Origin of the sequence: Picosynechococcus sp. PCC 8807, from assembly GCF_001693295.1 — a bacterium.
Lineage (GTDB): Bacteria > Cyanobacteriota > Cyanobacteriia > Cyanobacteriales > MRBY01 > MRBY01.
On sequence record NZ_CP016483.1, the window covers coordinates 1,580,280 to 1,604,292 of the forward strand.

Genomic DNA, 24,013 nt, shown 5'->3' on the forward strand with positions numbered 1-24,013 from the left:
AGCAGTTTAATTGCTGGGGAAGTCTTGACCAACATAAATAGTACGCGTTTGACCCGCCCGTTCCAGGATGACTTGGTTGCTCTGGGCACCAATCAGTTTCCAACTACCCAATTCTTCCCCAAGGCGGAACCGCTGGGTAGTGCCGTTGATTTTAAACAAAGCTTCGGAGCGATCGCCCGCTTCTAAAACCCCCACGAGGCTATACATCGTCTTTGGCGCTGCGGGGGGAGCTGGCACATCATTAACGGTCGGAGTCGCGGCGCGGGGTGCAGGGGGCGGCACAATGGCCAGGGGGGCTGAATTTTGTTTGGGTGGTGGTGGGGGGGCGATCGCCACGGGGGGTTCCACACTGGGGGGCGGCGGCAATAAGGCTAGACCCTGGGATAAATTTGCGCTGCCATTGGTGCCCGCATTCGGTGGATAGACCGGAATATAAATGCGTTCAATGACCTGTGGCCCGGAATTTGCCTCTGATGCTGGTGCTTCTGTATCCGCTTGGCGGTCAATATTGTCGAGCGCTCGCTGAATATAGTTGGCAAATTCTGTTCCCGGCTCTGGGTTTTCTGGGGGGACTGTCTCCGTCGCAGCAGGGGTAGAACGACTGAGAAATTGCGGCATTTTTAACTGATCATTCGCCGCTAACCACAGAATACCGCCCACTAAAGAAGCACAGGAGCAGATAAATAGAAGTCGCTCTGTATAATAGCCCCAGCCCCGTTTGACCACCAATTCTGCGTCGATCTCTTCTGGTGGAAAGGGGGGTTCTTCAGGAGGCGGCCCCATAAGGTCTCCCTGGGTGACTAATACCGATTGCATCGGTCTGATTTCTGGCTCTGGCGATCGCCTAAAAGATTGGGGCGGTTGGCGATCGCCTAAGAGCTGATCGATATCCGCAAACACATCATCCATGAGACGGTTAGCCTCTGCTTCAGCAGACCAAGAATCAGATTCTAGGGAATCCAAGGAAGTTGTGCGCAGTTCGTTCATATCACCAAGAGGGGGGCAGAAAAATTGCTTTTAATTGTAATCAGGATCTCGCCACCTAACCGTGCCGAAATTAGCGATCAGCCCATGGTGCAGCGTCGAGATGAGTGCCACATGCTCAAGATGTGGAAATATCTCTACAATCCTAATGCCCTTTGGCCAGGACGCAACCCCAAGCTTGCTTTTTTTCACAATTAGTAGCTGTAGGCCGTCGGCGGCAACAAAAGACAATCCCGAAAAAAGCGGCTGATCTGGTTCAGAACGCGCCACAGTGAGGAGATAAATTTCAAAAAAACCCTTCTCCCATTAAACTGTTTATGTTTTGTTTCTGAGGGAAAAAAGTCACATGGAGCATCGTGGCGTCACAGTTTGGTTCACCGGTCTGAGTGGTGCAGGGAAAACCACCATTAGCCATGCCCTAGCGGAACGTTTAAAAGCGGCTGGCTGTAAGTTAGAAATCCTGGATGGCGACATTGTCCGGACAAATCTCACCAAGGGCCTAGGCTTTAGCAAAGAAGACCGCGATGAAAATATTCGTCGGATTGGCTTTGTTTCCCATCTGCTCACCCGCAACGGCGTGATTGTCTTTGTTTCTGCTATTTCTCCTTACCGGGAAATTCGCGAAGAAGTGCGGCAACGAATTGGTGATTTCGTCGAGATTTTCGTCAATGCCCCCCTCGAAGAATGTGAACGGCGGGACGTTAAAGGTCTTTATCAACGGGCAAGAGCAGGTGAAATTAAAGGTTTTACCGGGATTGATGATCCCTATGAAGCTCCCACGAATCCTGAAGTGGAGTGCCGCACTGACCTCGAAGAACTCGAAGAAAGCATCGAAAAAGTGATGAAGAAGCTCACCGAACTGGGCTACATCACCCCCTAAATTTTTGTTGAAGTCCCAAAATTTCATAATCTAAAGGTGCAGTCCAGAATGATGCTTGGCTGCATTTTTTTGTGTTTTGTGGCTAGTGCAGTTGCGATCGCCCCCACTCGATCGCTTCGGCTTTGGTGTGAATTTTTCCTTCGACATGGGCCACTTGGATTTCGGTGAGTAGATGGCCAATTTGGGGACTGGGGGAAAGGTGCAACTCACGGATGAGATCCTTCCCTGATAAAAGCGAAACCGGATGGGCGACGGGATCATGGGCGGTGAAATACCGTTGCAGTAATGGCGCTAACGGGGCGGCACTAAGGCCAAAACTCCGGGCAACCAGGGCGAGGATCGGAAAAGCGCCCTTAACCGTTTGGAAGAAAAAGTATTGTTCCCGCAGGCTCAGGGGTTGTGCTTGGCTGGCTAACAGTTGGGGGAGCATTTCGATGACGGTGCTGACGGTGCGTAGTTCGTACCGGGGATATTTCAAGCGGGCGATCGCCTGTTGGGCTTTTTCTGGATCGCTGCCCACCAAACAGGCCAATTTCCCCAGGGCGAGCCAGGCTGTCTCCGTGGCAAATTCGGGGTAGACTGCGGCGAATTCTTGACCAATGGCCGTTAACCGTTGCATGCGGTCTAAGCTCGTTTGATCCGCTGCGGGCAACCAATGGGCCAACAAGCCATCCTGAAAGGCTAACTCTAACCAGCGATCGCCTTGTGGGTGGTGCAACAAATAGTTCAACTCATGCTGAATTCGTTCGGCTGCAATATTTTTAATCAAAGGGGCCAACTCGCGAATTTGTGCCCTGGTGGCCGCATCTAAGGTAAAGCCCAACTGCGCCGCCTGACGATAGGCCCGCAATAACCGCAGGGGATCATCGGCCAAATTTTCCGGCGTCACCATCCGCAACACCTTATTTTCCAAATCAGCGAGGCCATTGAGGGGATCGACTAAGCAATCAGAACGGATATGGTAGGCGATCGCATTTACGCAATAATCCCGCCGTCGCAGATCCCGCTCTAGGCTGTCCCCTTCCTGTTGGGCAAAATCCAACGTTCCCTGCCGGAAGACCACCCGGGCAATTTGACGCATCTCATCGAGCACCACAAAACCCGCTTGATATTTTTTTGCAATGGCACGGGCCGTTTCCACTGCCTTTTTGGGGACGACGAAATCAAAATCAATATAATCACTCTGGCGCTGCAAGAGGGCATCCCGCACGGCACCGCCCACCAAGCAAGCCTCCGCTGGCAATTCCGCCACAGAAAATGGCAAAAGGCGTAAAAATTCAGCTAAACGCTCCTTGGGAGAGTCCAAAACCATCAATGACGAAACCCGATTAGAATAAGCACGATTAATGAGAATATCATTCCCCCTCCGATTATGGGTGGGGAAATTCAAAAGCGCAAAAACACAGGCTAAAATAGGGTCTGCTGTTTGAGGGCACCGACCAAATGAAAGACTTTGTTGTCATCACCTTTTATAAATTTTTCGACTTTCCTGACTACAAAGAACGGCAACAACCTATTTTTAACTTTGCCGACGAACAAAACATCATTGGCACTATTCTGTTGGCCCACGAAGGCATCAATGCCACCATTGCAGGGACCCAAACAGCCCTCGATGCCATGGTGAACTTTCTGCATCAAGATCCTCGCCTCGCAGATCTCACCTACAAAGTTTCGACGGCCCCCAAGCAGCCCTTTAAACGTCTCAAGGTCAAACTCAAACAAGAAATTGTCACCCTAGGCCAGCCGAACGTTGATCCAAACAATACCGTCGGCACCTACATTGACCCCAAGGATTGGAATGACTTGATCCAAAATCCCGATGTGACCCTCGTGGATACCCGCAATGATTATGAAGTGGGCATCGGTACGTTTAAAGGGGCCATTAACCCCAATACCAAATCCTTCCGCGAATTTCCCGATTATGTCGCCGAAAATCTAGACCCCCAGAAAAATGCGAAGGTGGCGATGTTTTGCACAGGGGGGATTCGTTGTGAAAAGGCAACTTCCTACCTTTTAAACCAAGGGTTTCAGGAAGTTTACCATCTCAAGGGCGGCATTTTAAAATATCTCGAAGAAATCCCCGTCGAAGAAAGCCTCTGGGAAGGGGAATGCTTTGTGTTTGATGAGCGGGTCACGGTCAAACATGGCTTAGAAACGGGTCACTATGAACTGTGCTATGCCTGTGGCCATCCCATTGATGCTGAGGATAAAACGTCGGTGGATTATGAGATTGGCGTGTCTTGTCCCTACTGTATTGAAGCTCTGACCCCGGAACGGCGATCGCGCTTTGAGGCAAAATGGCAACAACGGCAACAGATGAAAGCCTGCCAAGCCAGTTAGATCGTCAGGGAATCCACAGCAGAATTGGGGAACTTCTCGACTACAATGGGGCTAATTCTTTGCCAGCATTCATGACGTAACGACATTGCCGCGTTGATTTTTGGTAATTCCCAAAGGATCGAATCTTTGGCGATCGCCCCTAGTCAACCGCACCATTTACTAAATCACCCTTACTTACCCGTAAAAGTATGCCACAACTGCATCTTTCCCACCTCGACCCCCGCGCGCAAACCGCCAACCCCCAAGCACAATCAATGCCAATGGGAGATGTTCAAATGGGTGGGATGATGCCAGATCTTGATTTAGCGACCGTTAACGAAAAACTCAGCGAAGCCAATGCCGTTGAAGTCGTCCAATGGGCGTCCCAAACCTTTCCCGAAGGACTGATCATGAGCACCAGTTTCGGGATTCAGTCGGCGGTAATGCTCCACCTCGTCACCCAGGTCATCCCTGATATTCCCGTCGTTTGGATTGACACCGGCTATCTCCCAGAAGCCACCTATCGCTTTGCTGAAGAATTAGGCGATCGCCTCAACCTCAACCTCAAAGTCTATCAGTCCCCCCTCAGTCCCGCGCGGATGGAAGCCCTCTACGGCAAACTGTGGGAACAGGACAACATCGAAGCCTTTAACCGCTACGATTACATCCGCAAAGTCGAACCCATGCAACGGGCCCTCAAGGAATTAAACGCCAAGGCCTGGCTCGCCGGACTCCGCAAAGGCCAAACTGACCACCGCAAGACCCTCGGTTACGTCGCCAAACAAGGCAAGCAGTACAAAATTCACCCAATTTTGACCTGGACTTCTAAGGACGTTTATGAGTATCTAATGGCCCACGATCTTCCTTACCATCCTTATTTTGATAAAGGCTATGTCACCGTTGGGGATTGGCACTCTAGTCGGCCTTTGATGGCAGGCGATGAAAGCGAACGGGATACGCGTTTCCGGGGCCTAAAACAAGAATGTGGCTTACACCTTCCCAGCACCTCCGAAGAAGCCCAGAGTTTAGACTCCAGCGGCCTCTGATCAAGTGGCGGTAGTCGAGTTTGCCATGGCAAGCCCTAGACAACAGAGCAATTGTCCATCCCAGAGACTAAAAAAAGGCGAATCAATAATGATTCGCCCCAGGGGTTAATAATTTGATTGGATGACAAAAAATAAATGCCGCAATCCTTTGATTTAAAGCTATCTAGAGGGGGATTACGTCGAATTGAACCGTTGCGGTCACTTCGGGGTGCAATTTAACCTGGGCTTCGTAGCTACCAGTTTTGCCAATTTCAGGGAGCGTAATGCCACGACGATCTACATCTTGGCCTGCTCTTTCTTTGATGGCGTCGGCCACATCCTGGGTGGTTACGGTACCGAAAATTTGATTTTCTTCACCAACTTGCTTACGGATAATGAGTTTACCCACAGTTTTGAGGGCAACTTTACGCGCTTCGGCGTCCTGGAGTTCTGCAAGCAGACGTTGACGTTCTTTTTCGCGGCGCTGTTCAACTTGGCGAAGAATGCCGGGGGTGGCGAGGGAGGCAATGCCTTGGGGGAGGAGGTAGTTACGGGCATAGCCGGGGGCAACTTCAACGAGGTCACCATTGTTGCCTAGCTTGCGCACGTCCTGATTTAGGACTACCTGTAAACGCTTACTCATAATATTGACAGAATAATTTTTTCTATAGAAATCTGTTAGCTTCCAGAACTTTAAATTCTACAAGTTAAGGGATTGTTTAGGCAAATAGTCCGGATCTGTGTTCTGTTTTGTGGTATTGGGGCGGGGGTTGTCGTCACCGGCAGATTGTCGCCCTTGTTTCCGCTGCTGCTTATTCCGATACATTTTCTCGTCAGCTTGTTTCAACAGGGTGCGTAGGGAGGCATTGGCTGGAAATTCGGTATAACTGGCGTAACCAGTGCTGATTGAGAGTTGGTAGGGACGCTGTTGTTGTTGGTTGAAGTTGGCGATCGCCGTTTGGAGACGTTGGCAAATCAGATCCGCTTCTGCCTGGTTCACCGGCGCAAAACAGGTAAATTCATCGCCCCCCAGCCGGGCCAGAATATCTGCCCTCCGGAAGCTGTCCCGCAGAATCTGGGCTGCATCGACAATGACGCGATCGCCTACCCCATGGCCCAGGTGATCATTAATCATCTTTAGATTATCCACATCAAAGAAAAAGAGCGAGAAAGGCAACTTTTGGCGCTCCAGCAAGGATAATTCCTGTTCGACGAGCATAAAGAAACCCCGACGATTGTAAACGCCTGTCAATTCATCCGTGAGAGACAGTTGACGAATGCGATTTTCGGCTTTTTTCCGTTCCTGCACCTCTTGACGAAGTTTTTGATTGAGGCGGTCTAGTTCCTGGGTGCGCTCTTTGATCTGCTGCTCTAAAAAACTCACAAGCCCGTACATCTCATTTTGGTTCATCGCCTCCAGCAAATTCGATTGGGTCACCAACCCCAGGAGTTCGTGGTGCTCCCCAACCACAATCAAGCGGTGGGTTTGGTGCCGTTCCATCAGTTGTTTAGCCTCGATCAAAGAACGATGCACCGCAATTTTGGTCGGCCGGGTCATGGTCTGTTCCGCTGTGATTTTTTGCAAATCCACATCCAGGGAACGTAAATGCAAAATATCCTGTTCTGTGACAATTCCCAGGGGAAACCAAGCCTGTTCGAGGGTCGGATGGGGCTTAACAATGACAATTGAACCCACACGACATTCCATCATCACCTTAGCCAAGTGCCACATGGATTGTTGGGGGGCACCGTAGACCACGCGACTCACCATTACTTCTGTGACAAATCGCAGGCGCAGCAAATGCACCGGTTCAATGACACCACGCAATAAGCGGTGGGTAATTAAGCCAAATAGCTTACCTTCTGTGTCTAGAACTGGTAAGTGACGAATCCGATGTTTTTGCAACAGTTGAGAAATATGCAGGGGTGTTAAAGACTGATCCCAAGTCAGAGAGATGACAGGGGTCGTCATAATTTGCTTTAGGGTGATCTGCTGCCAATTTTGATCTAGGATGACCCATTTCAAGAGGTCGCGTTCGGTCACAATCCCCTGTAATTGTTGGCCTGCCATCACCAAAATACAACTGGCGCGGCTACTATTGACCTCTAGGGTATCGCTTGTTTTGTCTTGTAACTCACAGGTGCGCTTTAAACTCGCCATGGTGTTTGCCGCTTCAAGCAAGGTGGTCTCCGCCGCGAGCATAATGGGGTCTTTAATGAGGCATTTTTCAACGGATTTGTAGGAAGTGAGATCAAGCATAGGTAAAACGCGACAAAAGTTTGCCCTGAAGAAAAAATGACCTGTTGCAATGGGCCACAACGACTAAAGCAACTGGAATGAAGGTGCCTAGAAGTATTTATGACTCTTTTTTCCATCATAGGCGGGCCATGGATCGGTTGGGGGTTTTCAGCAACGAATCTTGAGCGCTGTTGAGTAGTACCCTGTTTTGTGAATTGCTCTGCTTGGGTGTTGCTCAAGTGCAAGTGTAGAACTTTCCTCAGTCCCAGCTGTTCCCCAGAAAAAAGCTGGAAATACAAATTTCCCCTCCTGGTGCGAGAGGGTTATAAAAGATCAGTGGGCGATCGCCTAGAAAGACAAATAATTATTGACGTTTCTTGGACTGGGAACCGTAGTAGGAATAGGAATAAGAACTGCTAGATGTACCTTTTGTTTGACTATTAGCAACGAGTCCTAAAATTGGAATATTGGCTTGCTTAAAGGTGGCGATCGCCTGGGAAACGGCTGAACGCGTAGTTTTATTCAAAGTGACCACTAAAATCACACCATCAGTATGTGAGGCCAACAGACTGGCATCCGCAAGTCCAAGCACTGGCGGCGTATCGTAGACAACGAGGTCGAAGGTACGCTCAAAGTCCTTAACCAAATGCTGCATCTTTTGAGAGGCGAGTAATTTTGCTGGATCAGGAGGCAGATCCCCCGCTGGCAGCACCGAAAAATCCACCAAAGGCATTGGTTTCTGTAAATAGTTATCGATTTCAGTCTCGTTGCTATTGTTTGTAATTACAGTGCTGAGACCCTGCTTTTGATTTAAATTGAGACGTTGAGCAACCTGGGGACGCCGCATATCAGAATCAACGAGCAATACTTTCTGACCGAGAATCGCTGCCGTTGGTGCCAAATTCAGGGCAATTGTTGATTTGCCATCCCCCGGTAGAGCCGAAGCAATAATCACCGAACGTAAAGGGCGATCGGCACTCAGTAATTTTAGATTGGTATGTAGCACCCGTAGGGATTCAGAAAAGGCAGACGCACCATAATAGCCATAGCCATAGGGCTGATCTCCACCGGTCATTTTTTGCCATGTCCGAGTCGTTGAAGCCGGAATCAAAGAAGCTAGCCAACGTTGGACACGCAGCATTGGTGGCAAAGACGATGCCGTTGTCCCGGCCATTCCATGTTGTTCTTCGTAGGGAATATTGGCTAAGAGTGGTAGCTTTGTCCGATTCTTCAGATCATCTGGAGAGTAATAAACATCAGTGAGCTTGTCGAGCAGCAAAGCAGCGCCGACACCCAAGACCGAACTAGCAATAAAGCCCAGCATCAAGCTCCGTTGAATATTGGGGGAGATCGGTAAGTTAGGACGGGTGGCATCTTCAATGACTTCCCATGGAATCTCCGTTTGTGCCGCTTGCACTTGTAGAGCTTGGCGTCTTGCTAGGAGCTCTGTCAATGCTTCCGTTGAAATTCCGAGTCGCCGCTGGAGATCGGTATATAGCCGATTTAGGACAGCGAGATTCTGAAAGGATTGCTCGACTTCAGCTTGAGCTTGATTAAGGGATGGAATCCGAGCTTGTAAGATGCGGAGTTGATTGGCGGCATCTGTCACTTGGGTTGCCCCCACCCGTTCCGCCTCCTGTTGCAGAATCGGCAATAAATTCTGGCGTTCTTCCCTCAACACTTGAATATTTAAGCTCCCCTCTTGGAAACGTGTCGATTCTTTGGCAATGTTCGCCTCGACCGACCGCAGTTGACCAAGAACCTGCTGATAGGTTTCTGAATTTTCGAGGGCTGCTAAGGCTCCACTACCCCCTTGGAGGGATTGGAGGCGGGTTTGGGCCTGGGCCATCTCTTGTTGCAACTGGAAGCGCTGCTGCTCTAAGGTTGCTGCTTTCTGGGCAAGCTGATTGAAATGAATTTCTGGCTCGGTGAAATTGTAGTTTTGACGAAACTGTTGAAGCTCTGCCTGCAGAGTATCCACTTCCTGTTGGAGGTCGGGTAATTGTTCATCAATGAACTGCAGACCTTGTCTAACGTTGGTTTGGCGGTCGGCCAAGCTATACTCCAGGTACACCGAGCTAAGCTGTTCTAACACCGCTTCAATTTGATCAGGGTCTGGATTTTGATAGCTGACTTCGAGAATTTTTGTCTCTCCCGGTCGGGTAATACTGAGATTACTGAGTAGAGTATTGTAGTTAAGGTTAGGATATTGTTGCTGCAGTGGTTGAATCACTTTTTGCAGTAATTCGGGACTGCGTAAAACCTGAATTTGAGTAGCGTAGTCTAATTCACCGGATCCGCTACCAAAGTTTCCGGGCAGGCTCCGGGCTAGGTCAGAAACACTATTGTCGGAATTGACGGGTTCAACTAACAAACGAAACTTCGATAAATAGATTTTTTCTTGGGAAAATGTGTTGAAGGTAACCGCCCCCATGCCAACGGTTATCACCCCCAGAATTAACCAAGCTCGCCGCCGCATCACGGATAAAAACTGGCGGAAATCGAAGTCATCGCCGTAGTCTACTGGTTGCAATAGAGGAGAGACAGGATACGGTATTGGGGCGACTGCGCCATTTTTTTTATGGCCGTTATTTTGATATTCGAGAACAGCGTTATTGGTATCTTGTTTATCCATGGTAGTTTCGCGCTTAATTTATAAATTTAATTCTTAAAAATTCATCTTTAAAATAAGAAACCGAAAGGCAAAAGATTGCGCAGTGGACTTAAAATGCGTGAGAGTCCATCTGTAAAGCTAGCCGTTGCATTACGATCCACGATGATGACATCGTTGTTCCAAAGAATTGGGTTGGATTCGGCATTGACGTTTTGAGAAAAATCAATTTCAAACTGCTGCTGGACAATGGTGCCATTGGGATTGAGACGGATTAATTCCACATCGTTGCGGGCGCGATCTGTCAGTCCTCCAGCGGCCAGCACGGCTTGGTTTAATGTCGTATTTGCAGGAACGCGAACAGCACCAGGACTCTCGATTTCACCGACCACATTAACGAGAATCTGATCGGGGGACAAGTTAGTGGCCACAATTTGGGCCGCTTCGGCATCGGATGGGGCCGCAGCGGTGGCGATAGAAATGGTATCCCCTTGTTGTAAGGCTAAGTCTTGGGTCAAATCTCCTGATTGAAACAGTTCCCAAAAATCAATGTCAATGGTTTGGGATGTTCCACTGCGGGTCAGACGTCGCACTTGAATTTGACGAATATCAGCGGAGGGCTTGATTCCACCTGCTTCCCGAATGGCTTGGGAGACGGTGGGGTTGGTTTGGGATTCGCCGCCCGTTAATCGATAGATACCTGGACGAAATACTTCGCCGACAACACCAATGTCTAAGGTTTCAGGGGTGCCAATTAGATTTGAGGCTGCTAGTTGAGCCGACTCGGTTAAGTTCACCGTTTCTACTGCGGGTACAAAAACCGCATCCCCATCTCGCAGGGCGATGTTTTGGCTTGCATCGCCGTTTTGTAACAGTTCCCAGAGGTCAACGGCGACGGTCTGCCTTGCACCAGATGGGCTGAGGCGACGAATTTGCACTTGTCGTAAATTGGCGGCATAGGTGAGCCCACCCGAAGCCTGAATGGCTTGCACCAGGGTGGGAAACTGACCTCCGTCTAGGGTATAGGCACCGGGACTATTGACTTCTCCGGAGAGGGTCACTTGGAAAGAACGGGGTTGCTGCAGGACAAGGGTAATTCTGGGATAGCGTAATTCTGACTGGTAGCGGGTGGCGATCGCCGTTTCTGCTGCTTCGATGGTTAAACCCGCAACCGGCACCTTACCAATGGCCGGGAGATTAAGGGAGCCATCAGCTAGCACCCGTTGACTACCGCTATATTCAGGCACATTAAAGACTTCAACTTCTAACTGATCACCCACACCGAGAATGTAGTTTCGATCAACGCCCATTGCCGGCAAAGCACTCGACGATAGGTTGATCCGTTGTGGAGTTTGCGCTTGCATCGCCCCATCTTCTGAAAAATTAGACCTGTCGGCAGCAGCGGCAGCGCTGAAACTACCAGGAATTAGGATGAAGACTGACGTACAAAACAGGATAAAAAATTGCATTGAGCAAGGCTCCTGGAATTTATATTCTGACCCAAGGATTCAGAATCTACTAACAACACAGCTATCTACAGACGACCCCAAATTAGGGGCAGGCTAATGCTGATTGATTCAAAAGGGAGAAAATTTATCTAAATCCTATTGTAAAGTTACTGTAAAGTGTCACTACCATAGGGCACAGGTTTAAAAGTGAGCAACCGATGACAAAAAGAAAGCAAATTCAATCCAGACGCCAGACATTATAGGTGCTTATTCTAAAATTGTCAGTATAACGATTAGATGAGCCAGGCTAATGTTAATGGTTGAGACTGATACCAATCTCTAAATTAGACACTTAGGAATAGTGTCGATGAGTAGTATGTGTTAAGTGGCAAGCAATCACTATCCTGTTAGCGTTTTGTTTACCAATCAAGTTGTCTCGGCAATTGGGTCTACATTCATTCTGCGTCATGAAACCAATCAACCGGAATTCTCATCCTGTCTCCCCAGACAATAGAAGTTCAGGCAAACAATCATCGACCAAGCGCCGCGATCGCCACCGTAAGCGTTCCAAGCGCCGTGCTATCTTTTGCCCGATTCACCAGTGCTACTTAGATAGTGTGAGTCAGAAACACCGAATTTACGCCGACCAACCGGATCATCTCCAAAGCCGGGGGCTAAGTCGGCGCAAGGCACTTTTACTCGTTGCAACAAAAACGACTGTGCCCTTAGATGGGGAGTGGCTAGAAGCCTTTTGGTGTAAGTGTTGTCAAGAAACGAAATGGTACCATGTCCGCAAATGCGATCGCGAATATCAGTTATCGTTGGCCTCTCCTGAACTATGGCAACAGGCAACTGGCGTAATTTCTGTTCAAGGTAATCCTTCTGTCAGCGAGTTTACGCGCCGCCAATCGCAATGTCAGGGTTCTACCATAATCAAAGATTTCCGCTTCGTAAATTGACCTCGACCAATTGGCGTAGATAGGATACAGTGTGAAGAAATGATGAAGAGAGCATGAGGGAGCGATGAAAGCTTCCCACCGTAGAGTGAGCTTCGATGGTCTATTTGATCTCAGTTTCTCTACCCTGCTTCTACTACTAGCAATGCCATCAGTTCGGCATCCAGGGTAGAACAGTCCCAGGATTCGTCTGTCTATTTTTTCACAACCCAAGCTTGCTGCATTGCCGCGCAACGATCTCCCAGCTACAAGGGGATCACTAAAAACATTGCCCAGAAAGCTTTGCGTATAGGGCGATCGCCTTTTTGGTTAATGGTTCAGCGATCGCCTAATGGTGAAGATGAAGTAAAAATGCATGGGTTCATTGCTTCGCCGATCCAAATCTTTCGCTCTATCTCCTCTCTAAAAAAGTTTATCTATGTTGTTTGTTCATTACCTCAAGCGCTTGGTTTCTAGCCGTTCCCAGCCAACTATTGATCAGCCTTCTGGGCCGAGGAATGAACCACAACTCCGCTTAATGGTGCTCACCCAGTTTTTCCCCCCTGATTTTGCCCCGACAGGTCAGCTCATCGAGGAATTGACACGGCACCTGAGCCAGCAAGGTTTAGATGTTGATATCTTTACGGGGCAACCCGGATACGCCTTTCAAGCGACAGATGCTCCACGCCTTGAACAAGTAGATAGCCTGACTTTCAGGCGATCGCGGACAGCCCAGCTCTGGCCCCAGCGGATTCGCGGCAAAGCGATCAATGGCATTTTGTTCCTATTGCGGACAGTGCTCCATCTCGTCGGATGTGGGCGCAAAACAGAACTACTGTTGATTACGACGGCCCCTCCCTTTTTACCCATCGTGGGTTACTTTGCGAACCTGATTTTCCGAGTGCCCTATGTTTGTCTGCTCTATGATCTCTACCCCGATATTGCCGTTAAGCTTGGTGTGATCTCAGAACAACATTGGCTAACACGATTTTGGCAAAACATGAACCTCAGGGTGTGGCGACGGGCAAAGGGCATCGTGGTGTTAAGTCCGGCGAAAAAGCAACACATTACCCAACTCTGCCCGGAGATCGAGGCAAAAGTCAGCGTCATTCACAGTTGGGCAAATCCGGACTTGATCGTGCCGATCCCCAAACAAGAAAATTGGTTTGCCCTGCGGTACGGACTGATTCAGCCATTTACGGTGCTCTATTCTGGCAATCTGGGCCGTTGCCACGATGTTGAAACCTTCCTCGAAGCGGCCATTTTACTCAAGGATGAACCGATTAAGTTTGTCTGTATTGGCAATGGTGCCAAGCGGCAGGTGTTAATGGAAAAGCGCGAACAGTTGGGGTTATCAAACCTGCTGCTGCTGCCTTACCAAGATAAAGAAGTGCTGCCCTACTCTTTGACGGCCTGTGATTTGTCGTTGGTGAGTTTGAGTCCGGGGATGGAACGCCTGTTAGCGCCGAGTAAGCTCTATTCGGCCTTGGCAGCGGGTCGGCCGATCGCTGTGGTCTGTCCGCCCAAGAGCTATTTAAAGGATCTAGTGCAGAAAACAAATTGTGGCCGGGCGATCGCCAATGGGGATGGCCAAGGGCTAGCGGATTTTATTCGGCAGTTGGCAGGCGATCGCCCCCTAGCAGAGGGCATGGGCCAAGCAGGACGCCGATATTTAGAAGAAAACTTCACACCGCAGCGAATTGCGGCGCAATATTTAGAGGTGTTGCAAAATTCCGTCAAACGGTAGAGAGCAATCGCTTTTTATTTCCATTCTTGGCTTTTAAATGAGTCGTTAAAATAGGGGCATCTCTTCTGTCCTTTGATGAATGCAGCATTGGTACTCCCATGGAACAACTGTACGAAAAAGACTTTAGTCAATGGGCAGAAACGATGGCCGATCTTCTTGCCGCTGGGGATTTTATGGCCCTTGATATTGAAAACTTGGTAGAAGAGGTGCGGGATTTGTCCAAGCGAGAACGCGATCGCCTTCTTAGCAGTATCCGGCTGATTTTACACTACCTATTAAAGTGGGATCATCAGCCCCAAAAACGGTCTCGCAGTTGGCGAAATACGATTGATCGAGAACGAAGTAATATTGAACTATATCTTGAGGACAGTCCGAGTCTGCGGCGCTATCTTAATGATGAGGTATCCCTAGCAAAAATGTATCGGCTTGCCCGTGCTGACGCGATCCGGGAAACGGATTTAGATTTTCCTAAAGATTGCCCCTACGATATCGAAGATGTGTTAAGTCGCGTTATTTCCCTTGGTGAGTGATCCTCTAGAGGGCGATCGCCTCAATGAAAACAAGTTGTTAAAATTAGCTTACTCTTCTAATCTGCATCATTATGGCTACCGTTTTAGACCTTCAGCCAATTGTTTCGTTAAATCGAGGGCAATTTTATCAGCTCTGCCAAAACAATCCTGACCTCAACTTAGAAAGAGACCCCCAAGGAAAGCTCATTATTATGTCTCCAGTTGGGGGGGAAAGCGGTGCCCAAGAAGCGAGCCTTATTTTCAAAGTTTCTCTCTGGAATGATCAGAGTCAACTCGGAGTTGTTTTTAGTTCTTCAACAATATTTAGCTTGCCCCAGGGTGGCGATCGCTCCCCCGATGTGGCTTGGGTCTCCCGATGCAACTGGGAAAAACTAACCTACGCAGAACGAGAAGGATTTCCGCCAATTTGTCCGGATTTTGTCATTGAGCTGAGGTCAAAAAGTGATCGCTTAAAACCCTTACAGAATAAAATGCAGGAATACCTAGGCTCTGGTTTGAGGCTAGGTTGGTTGATTAATCAACAACAACAACAGGTTGAAATCTATCGCCCAAATCAAACCATACAAATCGTCAATTTACCGGCGACCTTATCTGGAGAAGACATTTTACCTGGGCTAAGCATCAGCCTAGACTGAACAAGTTCGAGATACCAATTATTGGCCTTAGTTTTTCGCTCAGCAATCGCAGCGCTCGCCAAAAAAATTTCCCCTGAAAATGAACTTATCCTCCACTGCCCTGCTGCTGGTGTGATGGTAGGCGATCGCCTTTTTGAGGTTCTATGACCAAGACTGACTCATTCTCATATTGTAATTGTAGATACATTATCTAGCTCGTCCATTGTTCGACAAAGTCACTGAGTGGAGCATCTACAAGCTGTAAATTGTGTTTAAATCCTCTATAGTTTCCTCAATTTATTTCGAGATTTATCGTAGTCATGTCCGCTTCTAAGCGCATTGCGATCGCCGTTACCATTTCTTGGATTAGTCGTGCGATCGGGATTTTATCCGGTTTATTACTCATGCCGATTTTATTTCGGTTTATGGGCAAAGAAGAATTAGGCTTATGGTTTTTATTAGGTAACTCTCAGGCATTTTTGGGCTTATTAGGCATGGGCATCGCTCCCACCTTAACCCGTAGGATTGCCTTTGCTAAAGGTAAAAGCGGCTCAAATCCCGATGCAGAATTAACGGAAGAAAGCAAACAAGATATTGGCGATTGGGTAGTCACAGGTAAAATAATTTTGCAATGGTTAGCAGTTATTATCTTTTTTGTCGCTTGGATTTCAGGCTATGGCTTAATCAGAGAACTAAAACTAGAGGAAGTATCCCCCCAAACAGTCTTTTGGGCTTGGACGTTGATGTGCTTGGGTTATGCGATCAATGTGTGGGTGGCTTATCTTGGGTGTTGGTTACAGGGAATCGGTTATGTGGGTTGGGATAGTTTGATCGCTACAATTTTGGCAGTGGTGACAATTGGGGCAAATATTGTGGCTGTGTTAATGGGAGGGGGATTAATTGCCTTAGCCACTATCTCGGTGGTAAGTGGTTTAGCAAATCGTTTTGTGTTTATTCGTTTTTTACGTTGGCGTCAACCGCAGTTGTTTATTTTTCAGGGACAGTGGAGAGACGAATATGCAAAATCTATCATTAAGCCCTGTTTTTTATATTGGTTGACGAGTTTAGGATCTTTTTTGATTCTTAGAACAGATGCATACTTTATTTCGATTTTAAAAGGAGTTGATAATTTACCTAAATATCAAGCTGCGTATAGCTTAATTGCAACTCCCTATTCCTTGGCCATTTCATTTGCAGCAAGCTCATCGGTCTTCCTTAGTCAAGCATGGCAAGCAAGAGATTTAAAATTCATACGCCATTTAACTTTTCGTAATGCCCAAATTGGCTTGTCTCTAATGGCTGTTAGTGTTGGTTTTATTATGAGTACAGGAAAAAGTTTAGTTAACATTTGGCTTGGTAACGAGAACTTCATTGGCTACGGAGTTATTAGTATCTTCTGTATCATGTTAACTTTAGAAGCCCAGAATGTTATTTTTGTTTATAGTGGTAGAGCAACCGAAGATGAAGTTTATGCTCCTTGGACATTATCTGCTGGGATTTTGAATATAATCTTTACATGGCTACTTATTAAGCCTTTTGGTTTGTTAGGAGTAGCAATGGGAACAATGTTTGCTCAAATGCTCACTAATAATTGGTATGCTGTTTATCGCCCTGTAAAGCGTCTAAAATTAGATTTCCTTAGTTATTTGAATGATATAATTAGTTGGTGGTTAATACTCTTGATTTCTTCGTATTCTTTAACAAAACTCAGTCAAGCATTTTTAAAGAATTTACAATCAAATTCTGATTTGCATATTATTATCATTTCTGTGCTTATAAATGGAATTTTATTATTGCTTTTTTTCTGGCATAAAATTCTAACATCTCACCAAAAAAATAAACTCATATCCAAAGTAAAAATGTTGTCTAGATTTGACTGAGATAGTTTTAATGTATCATTTATGTTGACTAAAAAGCATATATAAACTAAACAAATTTCTGACAAAAAACAGCGACAAAAATCCAAGAAACCATCAATAAGCGACTTCCTTATATCTATACCCCTATATATAGCCAAGCCAGATTTTGTCTTGATTTTAAAATCTCCATGGAAAGACATCCATAAACTTTTATTTTTATTCGAAAAATCCCAAGAATTTACAAAGCCACTGCAGCTAAAATACTCAACCAATTATTGGAATGCGAATCTTATTTATATCCTACTATAACCCTCTTGGCAAAGGAGGTTTTGAAAAACAAGCAATGGGTTTAATGAAAACTTTTGTTAGTCAAGGACATGAAATAGCCTGTCTAACCGTTGCTAGTCATGAGAATCATTCAAAAATAAAATCAGAATTAGAAGCATCAGGGATTTTTAGCCTTGGATGTTTTGTCATTTCCCATGATGAAACTCAATATTCTGGAATATCTAAACTACTTTTCTGGTTTATCGCCAATCCCATTAAGCTCATAGCCAATCAAAATCTAAATCTAAAAAATGAATTTCAATCAATTATAGAAACTGCCTTTGAAAATCTCAAAATTGATATTATTCACTGTTTATCACTTAGAACTTCTTATTTTTTGACTGATTTACCAAGTAAACCAATAGTTATTGATTTGGTTGACAGCTTTACTAATCATAAAATAAGAGCACTTAAGTATCATTTATTAAACTTTAGATTTAAGCAGCTATTATTTTCTATTGTAGATTTATTTAAAACAATTAGAATCGAAAGAAACATAGCTTCAATTTATTCGACTAATCCAATATCCGTTGTTTCTTCTGTTGACAAAAAAATTTTAACGAAAATCAATTCGAACTGTCAAATTCATGTGGTAACGTTTGGTAGTGATATTGAAACTAAGCATTGTAACTTTTTGGATCAAAATACTGATAAAGTAATAACCTTTTATGGATTTTTAGAACAGATATGGAATCATGATGCTTTGTGCTTTTTAGTGAATGAAATTATACCTAGAGTTTTAATTAAACATCCAGACACAAAATTATTATTAACAGGACGAAATATTTCTGATGAAATTCTTGGATTATCTCAAAAATTCTCATGGATTGAAGCATTTCCCACCGTTGATAATATTAGTGACTTTGCGGCTAAAGCCACATTAAATTGTTGGCCCTTCCGCTTTGGAAGTGGGTTTAAAACCAAGATTCTCGAGTCAATGTATTTGAGTAAACCTATAGTTGCAACAACAATAGGTGCTGAAGCCTTGACGGAATCCCAGAAAAAAGGATTGTTAATCGCAGATACTGCTCAAGGACTAGCAGATCATATCATTTATTTATTAGATAATCCTAATGAACGTATCAGATTAGGTGAAATCAATTATGAAGTTGCAACCACAGAATTTACTTGGGAGAGAAAAGCTCAAGATTATTTACAACTTTACCAATTAGCACAGGACAAATTTAAGCATAAAAATCAATGACAAAATCAAAAACAGCATTAATTTGTGGCATCTCTGGGCAAGATGGGGCTTATTTAGCCAAGCTACTCCTTCAGAAAGGTTACATTGTCTGGGGAACTTCTAGGGACGCGCAAATGTCCAGTTTCCGTAACCTCCATATCTTAGGCATTAAAGAACAAGTTAAGCTAATCTCCATGGCTCTGACCGATTTTCGGAGTGTTTTACAAGTGATCACAAAAGTTGAGCCTGATGAAATTTATAATTTAGCAGGACAAAGTTCTGTGGGTTTATCCTTTGAGCAACCCGTGGAAACACTCGATAGTATTGCCATTGGCACTCTAAATTTATTAGAGTCCGTCAGATTTTTAGATAAACCCATTAAAATTTATAGTGCAGGATCGAGTGAGTGTTTTGGCGATACAGGGAATCATCCTGCTGATGAAACAATGCCTTTTCGTCCTCGTAGTCCTTATGCAGTGGCTAAGTCTGCGGCTTTTTGGCAAGTAGCTAATTATCGGGAAGCCTATGGCTTATTTGCCTGTTCTGGTATTCTGTTTAACCACGAATCTCCCCTAAGACCAGAAAGATTTGTTACCCAAAAAATTATTGCTACCGCTTGTCGTATTGCGCAAGGAAGTCAGGAAAAGTTATATTTAGGCAATACTAACATTCATCGAGATTGGGGTTGGGCAGAAGAATATGTAGAAGCAATGTATTTGATGCTGCAACAAGATCGAGCAGATGATTATGTTATTGCTACAGGAGAAACTTGCTCTTTGCAAGACTTTGTTCAATATACCTTTGAGTTTTTAGATTTAAACTGGGACGAAAATGTGATTGTCGACGAAAGTTTGTTTCGCCCGACAGATTTGACATTTGGTAGAGCAAATCCGAGTAAAGCAAAAAGTCAACTGGGGTGGGAAGCAAAATATAAAGTGCAAGATGTGGTGAAAATGATGATCAAAGCTAAACTGTAAAGGGATTTTTGACATAAAATTTATCTAAATAATGAAGATCGTTATTTTTGGTTTGATTTCAGGACATGGGGGAATTCAAACCCATACATATTGGTTGACAAAAACTTTATTAGAGTCAGATTGCCAAGTTTTAATTATTACGCCTCGATTGATCAAGTTTCAGGGTGGAGCTTTTGTAGAGAAAGAGTTACTCAATCCTAGCTTAAAAATTATTTCTTTAGAGTATGAATATACTGACAAAAAGCAAACTATTTTATCTCAAATTTTCAGGAAGATAAATTTAATTCGGGAAGCAAGGCAATTTTCCCCTGCTCTCTTTTTTGGGGTTGGTACGGGCTGGTATATGACATTGATCAGTCTGTTTTTACCGTCTCAAACAAAGAAAGTATTTCATGAAGTCATGTCTGGTAAAACCCATACTAAGAAAGATCCTCGTTGGGGTGTTAAATACTTCTTTACTGATGTTTGCGCTCAAGCTAGTGATGTGGCTAAAAATTTTAGTGAAACATTTAATTGGCAAAAAGAAATTCCTGTACTACCGGCATTTCCTGAACCCTTAGAAATCACGGCTCAATTACCCAAAGTTGAGCCAAAAATTATTCCTTTAGGCAAAGCAAAGGCGGCTCTTTTTAGTCGTCTAGCACCCCATAAACAAGCTTTTTGGCTAGTGCAACAATGGGAGTTCCTGAAAAATCACTTAGATGAATTACATATTCATGGTAGTGGATCGGAAGAGAGTTTAATTAGAGATTATATTGAGGAAAAAGGAATCGGAGATAAAGTTAAATGTTTTGGTAGATATCCTGATGGGCAGGCCTATGTTGACTTACTCAGTAGCTACGATCTGACTTTACTGCCAACCATTGGTGCTGAGGGATCACCATTAGTATTGCTAGAATCAATGGCTTGTGGCGTGCCCTTTGTTGCCTATGGAGTAGGAGGAATTCCTGATTATGGTGACAATAACCCCGATGTCATCGTTGTTCTACCAGAGCCTTGCTTAACCTCTCAGGCGAGGGAATATACAACCACATCACCTCCAGGAGAAATTAAAGCCTTTTTGACAAATGTACAAGTCATGGCTGAAAAGTTGGCAACAGGAGAAATCAACCAACCAAGATTGCAACAATTCTATTTTGATAATTATTCTTATAATGTTCTCAAAAAACTTTGGTTATCGTATCTTTTGACTTAAAAAAACGACTGATATATTAACAAAAAATAACCAAGGTACAGCAATCACTAAAATCTCTGTTGCCATTCTCTATGGCGGTAAAAAGACCCGATTAAAAGAAGAAACTAAATTTCGCCCAAAACCAATGGTCACCGTCGGCGATCGCCTTTAGGACTAAACTTAGAATAATTAAATTAGGGAGTAAAAAAAATAGACGACATATTCAGCGATTACGTTTATTTTTACGAAATAAAAAACCATGATAGAGGCTTATAAAAAAGCTGATTTTGAGATTTAATCTGTTTTTATGAAAAAGTTTATTGTGGCTCATAATGGAGCCAGACATAGTTATGCACTTCCTTATTTCTTCGCTCAAGCGGGACTCTTAGAATATTTTTACACTGATATTTGCGGTAATGTAGGATTTGGTAAAATCTTTGCTCAAGGTAAAAGTTTACCGGTTATTGGTAAGCCCCTCAGTAGATTAGCAGGGCGACAAGTCCCCCCAGAATTAATTCCCCACACCCATACTTTTGCTATTCCTTACTTTAAATTCCTCTGGCGTAATTGGTTATCATCTAAAGATGAGGAAACAAAATTTTATCTTAATTGTCTAAGAACTATTGAATCCGGTCAGGCAATGATCAACCATGGTTTTGGCAATGCTACCCATCTTTATTCCATGTTAGGAGAATTTGCACCTTTATTAGTTGCCGCCAATGAGAGAGGCATCAAAATTGCCTCTGATGTCTATATCATGCTTAGTACCAATAAAATTTTAGAAGCAGAAAGAAAAGAATTTCCAGGCTGGGAAGAGTCTCCTCCTAATTATGAAGAAATTAGCAAAAAATTATTCCCAGAAAAAGTTTTACTGACTCGTACAGATTTTTTTATTTGTCCATCGGAGGCAGTGCAAACAGACCTAATTGATAACTATGGCATTTCACCCCAAAAAACTGTAGTTGTTCCCTATGGAGTGAAACCTGATTGGTTAGAATTAAATCCTCAACCGATTCCTCGGCGAATCTTGTTTGTTGGCTCGGCTAATTTACGCAAAGGTATTCATTATCTAGCAATGGCGGCGGAACAACTGCATCAGCAAGGTTATAACTATGAATTTCGAGTAGCGGGTGATGTCACCCCAGAAATCAAAAATCAACCGATTTGTAAGCATTTAACTTTTCTGGATCGTATCCCTAGAAATGAAATCCAAGCGGAATTTATTAAAGCGGATATTTTTGTGTTACCTTCTCTGGCGGAGGGGTCTGCGGGTGTCACCTACGAGGCTTTAGCGACGGGCCTTCCTATTGTCACGACTAAGGCTGCTGGTTCAGTGGTTGAAAATGGCATTCAAGGTTATATTATTCCAGAGAAAGATACTTCTGCTCTTGCCAATTCCATTGCTTCGATTGTGGAAGATCGATCAAAACGGGATCAAATGGCCGTTGCCGCCCGTGAAAGAGCAAAAGATTTTACTTGGGATAAGTACCAACAACGTTTAATAGAAACCTTAAACATGATGAATTAAATATGAAATTCACGATAATGATCGCTACGAAAAATCGTGTGGATGACTTGCGTCGCACTTGTGGGGTATTAAGCCAATTATCTCCTCCCCCTGATGAGGTCATTATCTGTGCGGATGGCTGTACGGACGATACAGTAAAAATGGTCAAACAAGAGTTTCCTTCGTTTACCTTAATTGAGAATGAGCAGTCTATTGGTTCGGTTGGCTCTCGTCATCGTATTCTGAATTTAGCAAAGGGAGAGTTTGTTGTTTCCTTAGATGATGATAGTTATCCTCTCGATCCTAATTTTCTGGAAAAGGTATCTCAAATTTTGGCAGATCATCCCGAAGCAGGAGTCATTACATTTCCTGAGTTACGCAACAATAATGTTTTTGCTAACGAGGATAAAAGCTCTACTTCTTTGGGACATTATGTTTCGGCTTACCCTAATTGCTCTGCTATCATGAGACGGGATTTGTATTTTAAATCGGAAAATTTTCCTCTGTTTTTCCAGCATATGTATGAGGAAACAGACTATGCTTTACAGTGTTATTCTCTAAACTATGCAGTCTGGCTTGAACCATCATTGACAATCAGACATCATATGTCTCCTGTTCAAAGACAACCAGTTCGTCGTCATCATCAAAATGCTCGAAATGAGCTTTGGAGTGTATGGATGCGGTGTCCTTTTCCCTACCTAATTCCTGTTTCTCTTTTTCGCATCTTTAGGCAATTTCAATATGCCTGTACCGAAGGATTGAGTTGGGCAATTCAAGAACCCCTTTGGTGGTTGTCTGCATTAAAAGGACTTACCCAATGTCTGAGTCATAGGCAACCTATCTCTTGGCATATTTACTATAATTGGATGAAACTTGCTCGACAACCAATTTATGATTATGAAGATTTAAAACAAACTTTCAATATTTAACCCTGTAACATATAAGTATTTATTTAAATAATCATGGAAACTTTTATTAACTTGAACCAAGAAAATCAAGAAAAACTCCAATATATTCAAGAAAAAACTCATCAAAATATAGAGTCTTCAATCATTACGGCTATTGAAATTTATTTTAAACAATTAAAAACTCAAGAAGATCCCTTGGCACGACTCAAACAAAGTCCTTTAATTGCTAGTTTTGAAGGGGATGCCGATTTATCGGAAAAGTGTGAAGAAATTTTCCATAATTTCCTAGAAAATCAATGATTATTGCAGATACGGGCTTTTTTTTAGCTTTATTCAACCTCAATGACAAATATCACTTAAAAGCTCGAAATACTTTGTACAGTCTCAGTGAATCTTTAATTACCACCCATCCAGTGATTACAGAAACTTGCTATTTACTTGTTACTAGAGGAGGAGGAACTAAACAAGAATGTCAATTTTTAAAAGATGTAGCCGACGAAGCATTTAAAATTTTTGAGTTCAGTTCTAAACATTTTCATAGAACTGCATTACTAATCAGTCAATATCAAAATTTGCCTATGGATTATGCTGATGCGTCTTTGGTGGTTTTAGCTGAGGAATTAAAGGAGGGAAGAATCCTTACCACTGATTTTCGGGATTTTTCAGTGTATCGTTGGAATAGTATTAATACTTTTGAAAATTTACTTCTCATCTGACCGATTATTTTATTCTCTCAAAATTCTACA

At 44.4% G+C, this 24,013-nt stretch carries 22 protein-coding genes; 15 read left to right on the forward strand and 7 right to left on the reverse strand.

Annotated elements, in window-relative coordinates:
- Window positions 1-6 precede the first annotated feature (6 nt).
- Window positions 7-987 carry a hypothetical protein gene (locus AWQ24_RS07555; protein WP_065716438.1) on the reverse strand — a complete coding sequence of 327 codons (981 nt, stop codon included), beginning with the start codon at window positions 985-987 and terminating at the stop codon, window positions 7-9.
- 30 nt (window positions 988-1,017) lie between these two features.
- Complete coding sequence (locus AWQ24_RS07560; protein ID WP_065716439.1) at window positions 1,018-1,254, reverse strand: hypothetical protein; 237 nt, start codon at window positions 1,252-1,254, stop codon at window positions 1,018-1,020.
- A gap of 76 nt (window positions 1,255-1,330) precedes the next feature.
- On the opposite strand from AWQ24_RS07560, the gene cysC reads away from it, so the two are divergent.
- A complete protein-coding gene (cysC, locus tag AWQ24_RS07565) occupies window positions 1,331-1,864 on the forward strand; it encodes an adenylyl-sulfate kinase (protein ID WP_012307108.1) in 534 nt (177 codons plus the stop codon).
- 82 nt (window positions 1,865-1,946) lie between these two features.
- Here the strand turns inward: cysC and AWQ24_RS07570 are convergent, their stop codons facing one another.
- The gene (locus tag AWQ24_RS07570; RefSeq protein WP_065716440.1) at window positions 1,947-3,176 is read right to left on the reverse strand and encodes a CCA tRNA nucleotidyltransferase; all 1,230 of its coding nucleotides are present in this window, start codon (window positions 3,174-3,176) and stop codon (window positions 1,947-1,949) included.
- 131 nt (window positions 3,177-3,307) lie between these two features.
- Between AWQ24_RS07570 and AWQ24_RS07575 the strand changes: the two genes are divergently transcribed.
- The gene (locus AWQ24_RS07575) at window positions 3,308-4,204 is read left to right on the forward strand and encodes a rhodanese-related sulfurtransferase (RefSeq protein WP_065710699.1); all 897 of its coding nucleotides are present in this window, start codon (window positions 3,308-3,310) and stop codon (window positions 4,202-4,204) included.
- 275 nt (window positions 4,205-4,479) lie between these two features.
- Window positions 4,480-5,229 carry a phosphoadenosine phosphosulfate reductase gene (gene cysH, locus AWQ24_RS07580; protein ID WP_012307111.1) on the forward strand — a complete coding sequence of 250 codons (750 nt, stop codon included), beginning with the start codon at window positions 4,480-4,482 and terminating at the stop codon, window positions 5,227-5,229.
- Window positions 5,230-5,392: 163 nt separating this feature from the next.
- On the opposite strand, the gene rplI is transcribed toward cysH, so the two are convergent.
- From rplI to AWQ24_RS07600, 4 genes are all read right to left on the reverse strand, one after another.
- Window positions 5,393-5,851, reverse strand: a complete 459-nt coding sequence (gene rplI / locus AWQ24_RS07585) for a 50S ribosomal protein L9 (protein ID WP_012307112.1) — start codon at window positions 5,849-5,851, stop codon at window positions 5,393-5,395.
- A gap of 57 nt (window positions 5,852-5,908) precedes the next feature.
- Window positions 5,909-7,468 carry a diguanylate cyclase gene (locus AWQ24_RS07590; RefSeq protein ID WP_065716441.1) on the reverse strand — a complete coding sequence of 520 codons (1,560 nt, stop codon included), beginning with the start codon at window positions 7,466-7,468 and terminating at the stop codon, window positions 5,909-5,911.
- Window positions 7,469-7,811: 343 nt separating this feature from the next.
- Entirely contained in the window at window positions 7,812-10,082 is a 2,271-nt protein-coding gene (locus AWQ24_RS07595) for a polysaccharide biosynthesis tyrosine autokinase (RefSeq protein ID WP_012307114.1), read from the reverse strand.
- A gap of 47 nt (window positions 10,083-10,129) precedes the next feature.
- Complete coding sequence (locus tag AWQ24_RS07600) at window positions 10,130-11,422, reverse strand: SLBB domain-containing protein (protein WP_065717333.1); 1,293 nt, start codon at window positions 11,420-11,422, stop codon at window positions 10,130-10,132.
- Between the two features lie 551 nt (window positions 11,423-11,973).
- Here AWQ24_RS07600 and AWQ24_RS15905 point away from each other — a divergent pair.
- The 12 genes from AWQ24_RS15905 to AWQ24_RS07655 all read left to right on the forward strand — a co-directional run bounded on the left by AWQ24_RS15905 (window position 11,974) and on the right by AWQ24_RS07655 (window position 23,983).
- Window positions 11,974-12,465 (forward strand): hypothetical protein, encoded by a 492-nt coding sequence (locus AWQ24_RS15905; protein ID WP_071932319.1) that lies wholly within the window; start codon window positions 11,974-11,976, stop codon window positions 12,463-12,465.
- Window positions 12,466-12,880: 415 nt separating this feature from the next.
- Window positions 12,881-14,188, forward strand: coding sequence for a glycosyltransferase family 4 protein (locus tag AWQ24_RS07605; RefSeq protein ID WP_065716442.1), 1,308 nt, complete (start codon window positions 12,881-12,883; stop codon window positions 14,186-14,188).
- A 98-nt stretch (window positions 14,189-14,286) separates the two neighbouring features.
- A complete protein-coding gene (locus AWQ24_RS07610; RefSeq protein ID WP_065716443.1) occupies window positions 14,287-14,718 on the forward strand; it encodes a DUF29 domain-containing protein in 432 nt (143 codons plus the stop codon).
- A 71-nt stretch (window positions 14,719-14,789) separates the two neighbouring features.
- Entirely contained in the window at window positions 14,790-15,353 is a 564-nt protein-coding gene (locus tag AWQ24_RS07615; protein WP_065716444.1) for a Uma2 family endonuclease, read from the forward strand.
- A gap of 299 nt (window positions 15,354-15,652) precedes the next feature.
- Window positions 15,653-17,212 (forward strand): lipopolysaccharide biosynthesis protein, encoded by a 1,560-nt coding sequence (locus AWQ24_RS07620; protein ID WP_065716445.1) that lies wholly within the window; start codon window positions 15,653-15,655, stop codon window positions 17,210-17,212.
- A gap of 259 nt (window positions 17,213-17,471) precedes the next feature.
- Window positions 17,472-18,722, forward strand: a complete 1,251-nt coding sequence (locus AWQ24_RS07625) for a glycosyltransferase family 4 protein (protein ID WP_083993510.1) — start codon at window positions 17,472-17,474, stop codon at window positions 18,720-18,722.
- Window positions 18,719-19,678 carry a GDP-mannose 4,6-dehydratase gene (locus AWQ24_RS07630; protein ID WP_065716447.1) on the forward strand — a complete coding sequence of 320 codons (960 nt, stop codon included), beginning with the start codon at window positions 18,719-18,721 and terminating at the stop codon, window positions 19,676-19,678. The genes AWQ24_RS07625 and AWQ24_RS07630 overlap by 4 nt, the downstream gene beginning before the upstream one ends.
- A 31-nt stretch (window positions 19,679-19,709) precedes the next feature.
- Entirely contained in the window at window positions 19,710-20,873 is a 1,164-nt protein-coding gene (locus AWQ24_RS07635) for a glycosyltransferase (RefSeq protein WP_065716448.1), read from the forward strand.
- 286 nt (window positions 20,874-21,159) lie between these two features.
- Window positions 21,160-22,380, forward strand: a complete 1,221-nt coding sequence (locus AWQ24_RS07640) for a glycosyltransferase family 4 protein (RefSeq protein ID WP_065716449.1) — start codon at window positions 21,160-21,162, stop codon at window positions 22,378-22,380.
- Window positions 22,381-22,397: 17 nt separating this feature from the next.
- Window positions 22,398-23,288, forward strand: a complete 891-nt coding sequence (locus AWQ24_RS07645; RefSeq protein ID WP_198161433.1) for a glycosyltransferase family 2 protein — start codon at window positions 22,398-22,400, stop codon at window positions 23,286-23,288.
- Window positions 23,289-23,321: 33 nt separating this feature from the next.
- Window positions 23,322-23,567: a hypothetical protein gene (locus AWQ24_RS07650; RefSeq protein ID WP_065716451.1), complete on the forward strand. Its 246-nt coding sequence runs from the start codon at window positions 23,322-23,324 to the stop codon at window positions 23,565-23,567.
- On the forward strand, window positions 23,564-23,983 hold the full coding sequence (locus AWQ24_RS07655) for a type II toxin-antitoxin system VapC family toxin (protein WP_065716452.1): 420 nt from the start codon (window positions 23,564-23,566) through the stop codon (window positions 23,981-23,983). The genes AWQ24_RS07650 and AWQ24_RS07655 overlap by 4 nt, the downstream gene beginning before the upstream one ends.
- Window positions 23,984-24,013: the final 30 nt, after the last annotated feature.

What these genes read in the sequence shown, in the direction of transcription:
- cysC (WP_012307108.1), top strand. Translation starts at nt 1,331, where the DNA reads ATGGAGCATCGTGGCGTCACAGTTTGGTTCACCGGTCTGAGTGGTGCA.
- AWQ24_RS07650 (WP_065716451.1), top strand. Translation starts at nt 23,322, where the DNA reads ATGGAAACTTTTATTAACTTGAACCAAGAAAATCAAGAAAAACTCCAA.
- AWQ24_RS07590 (WP_065716441.1), bottom strand. Translation starts at nt 7,468, where the DNA reads ATGCTTGATCTCACTTCCTACAAATCCGTTGAAAAATGCCTCATTAAA.
- AWQ24_RS07655 (WP_065716452.1), top strand. Translation starts at nt 23,564, where the DNA reads ATGATTATTGCAGATACGGGCTTTTTTTTAGCTTTATTCAACCTCAAT.
- AWQ24_RS07600 (WP_065717333.1), bottom strand. Translation starts at nt 11,422, where the DNA reads ATGCAAGCGCAAACTCCACAACGGATCAACCTATCGTCGAGTGCTTTG.
- cysH (WP_012307111.1), top strand. Translation starts at nt 4,480, where the DNA reads ATGGGTGGGATGATGCCAGATCTTGATTTAGCGACCGTTAACGAAAAA.
- AWQ24_RS07555 (WP_065716438.1), bottom strand. Translation starts at nt 987, where the DNA reads ATGAACGAACTGCGCACAACTTCCTTGGATTCCCTAGAATCTGATTCT.
- AWQ24_RS07570 (WP_065716440.1), bottom strand. Translation starts at nt 3,176, where the DNA reads ATGGTTTTGGACTCTCCCAAGGAGCGTTTAGCTGAATTTTTACGCCTT.
- AWQ24_RS07605 (WP_065716442.1), top strand. Translation starts at nt 12,881, where the DNA reads ATGTTGTTTGTTCATTACCTCAAGCGCTTGGTTTCTAGCCGTTCCCAG.
- AWQ24_RS07595 (WP_012307114.1), bottom strand. Translation starts at nt 10,082, where the DNA reads ATGGATAAACAAGATACCAATAACGCTGTTCTCGAATATCAAAATAAC.
- rplI (WP_012307112.1), bottom strand. Translation starts at nt 5,851, where the DNA reads ATGAGTAAGCGTTTACAGGTAGTCCTAAATCAGGACGTGCGCAAGCTA.
- AWQ24_RS07645 (WP_198161433.1), top strand. Translation starts at nt 22,398, where the DNA reads ATGATCGCTACGAAAAATCGTGTGGATGACTTGCGTCGCACTTGTGGG.
- AWQ24_RS07630 (WP_065716447.1), top strand. Translation starts at nt 18,719, where the DNA reads ATGACAAAATCAAAAACAGCATTAATTTGTGGCATCTCTGGGCAAGAT.
- AWQ24_RS07625 (WP_083993510.1), top strand. Translation starts at nt 17,472, where the DNA reads ATGCGAATCTTATTTATATCCTACTATAACCCTCTTGGCAAAGGAGGT.
- AWQ24_RS07615 (WP_065716444.1), top strand. Translation starts at nt 14,790, where the DNA reads ATGGCTACCGTTTTAGACCTTCAGCCAATTGTTTCGTTAAATCGAGGG.
- AWQ24_RS15905 (WP_071932319.1), top strand. Translation starts at nt 11,974, where the DNA reads ATGAAACCAATCAACCGGAATTCTCATCCTGTCTCCCCAGACAATAGA.
- AWQ24_RS07575 (WP_065710699.1), top strand. Translation starts at nt 3,308, where the DNA reads ATGAAAGACTTTGTTGTCATCACCTTTTATAAATTTTTCGACTTTCCT.
- AWQ24_RS07640 (WP_065716449.1), top strand. Translation starts at nt 21,160, where the DNA reads ATGAAAAAGTTTATTGTGGCTCATAATGGAGCCAGACATAGTTATGCA.
- AWQ24_RS07635 (WP_065716448.1), top strand. Translation starts at nt 19,710, where the DNA reads ATGAAGATCGTTATTTTTGGTTTGATTTCAGGACATGGGGGAATTCAA.
- AWQ24_RS07620 (WP_065716445.1), top strand. Translation starts at nt 15,653, where the DNA reads ATGTCCGCTTCTAAGCGCATTGCGATCGCCGTTACCATTTCTTGGATT.
- AWQ24_RS07610 (WP_065716443.1), top strand. Translation starts at nt 14,287, where the DNA reads ATGGAACAACTGTACGAAAAAGACTTTAGTCAATGGGCAGAAACGATG.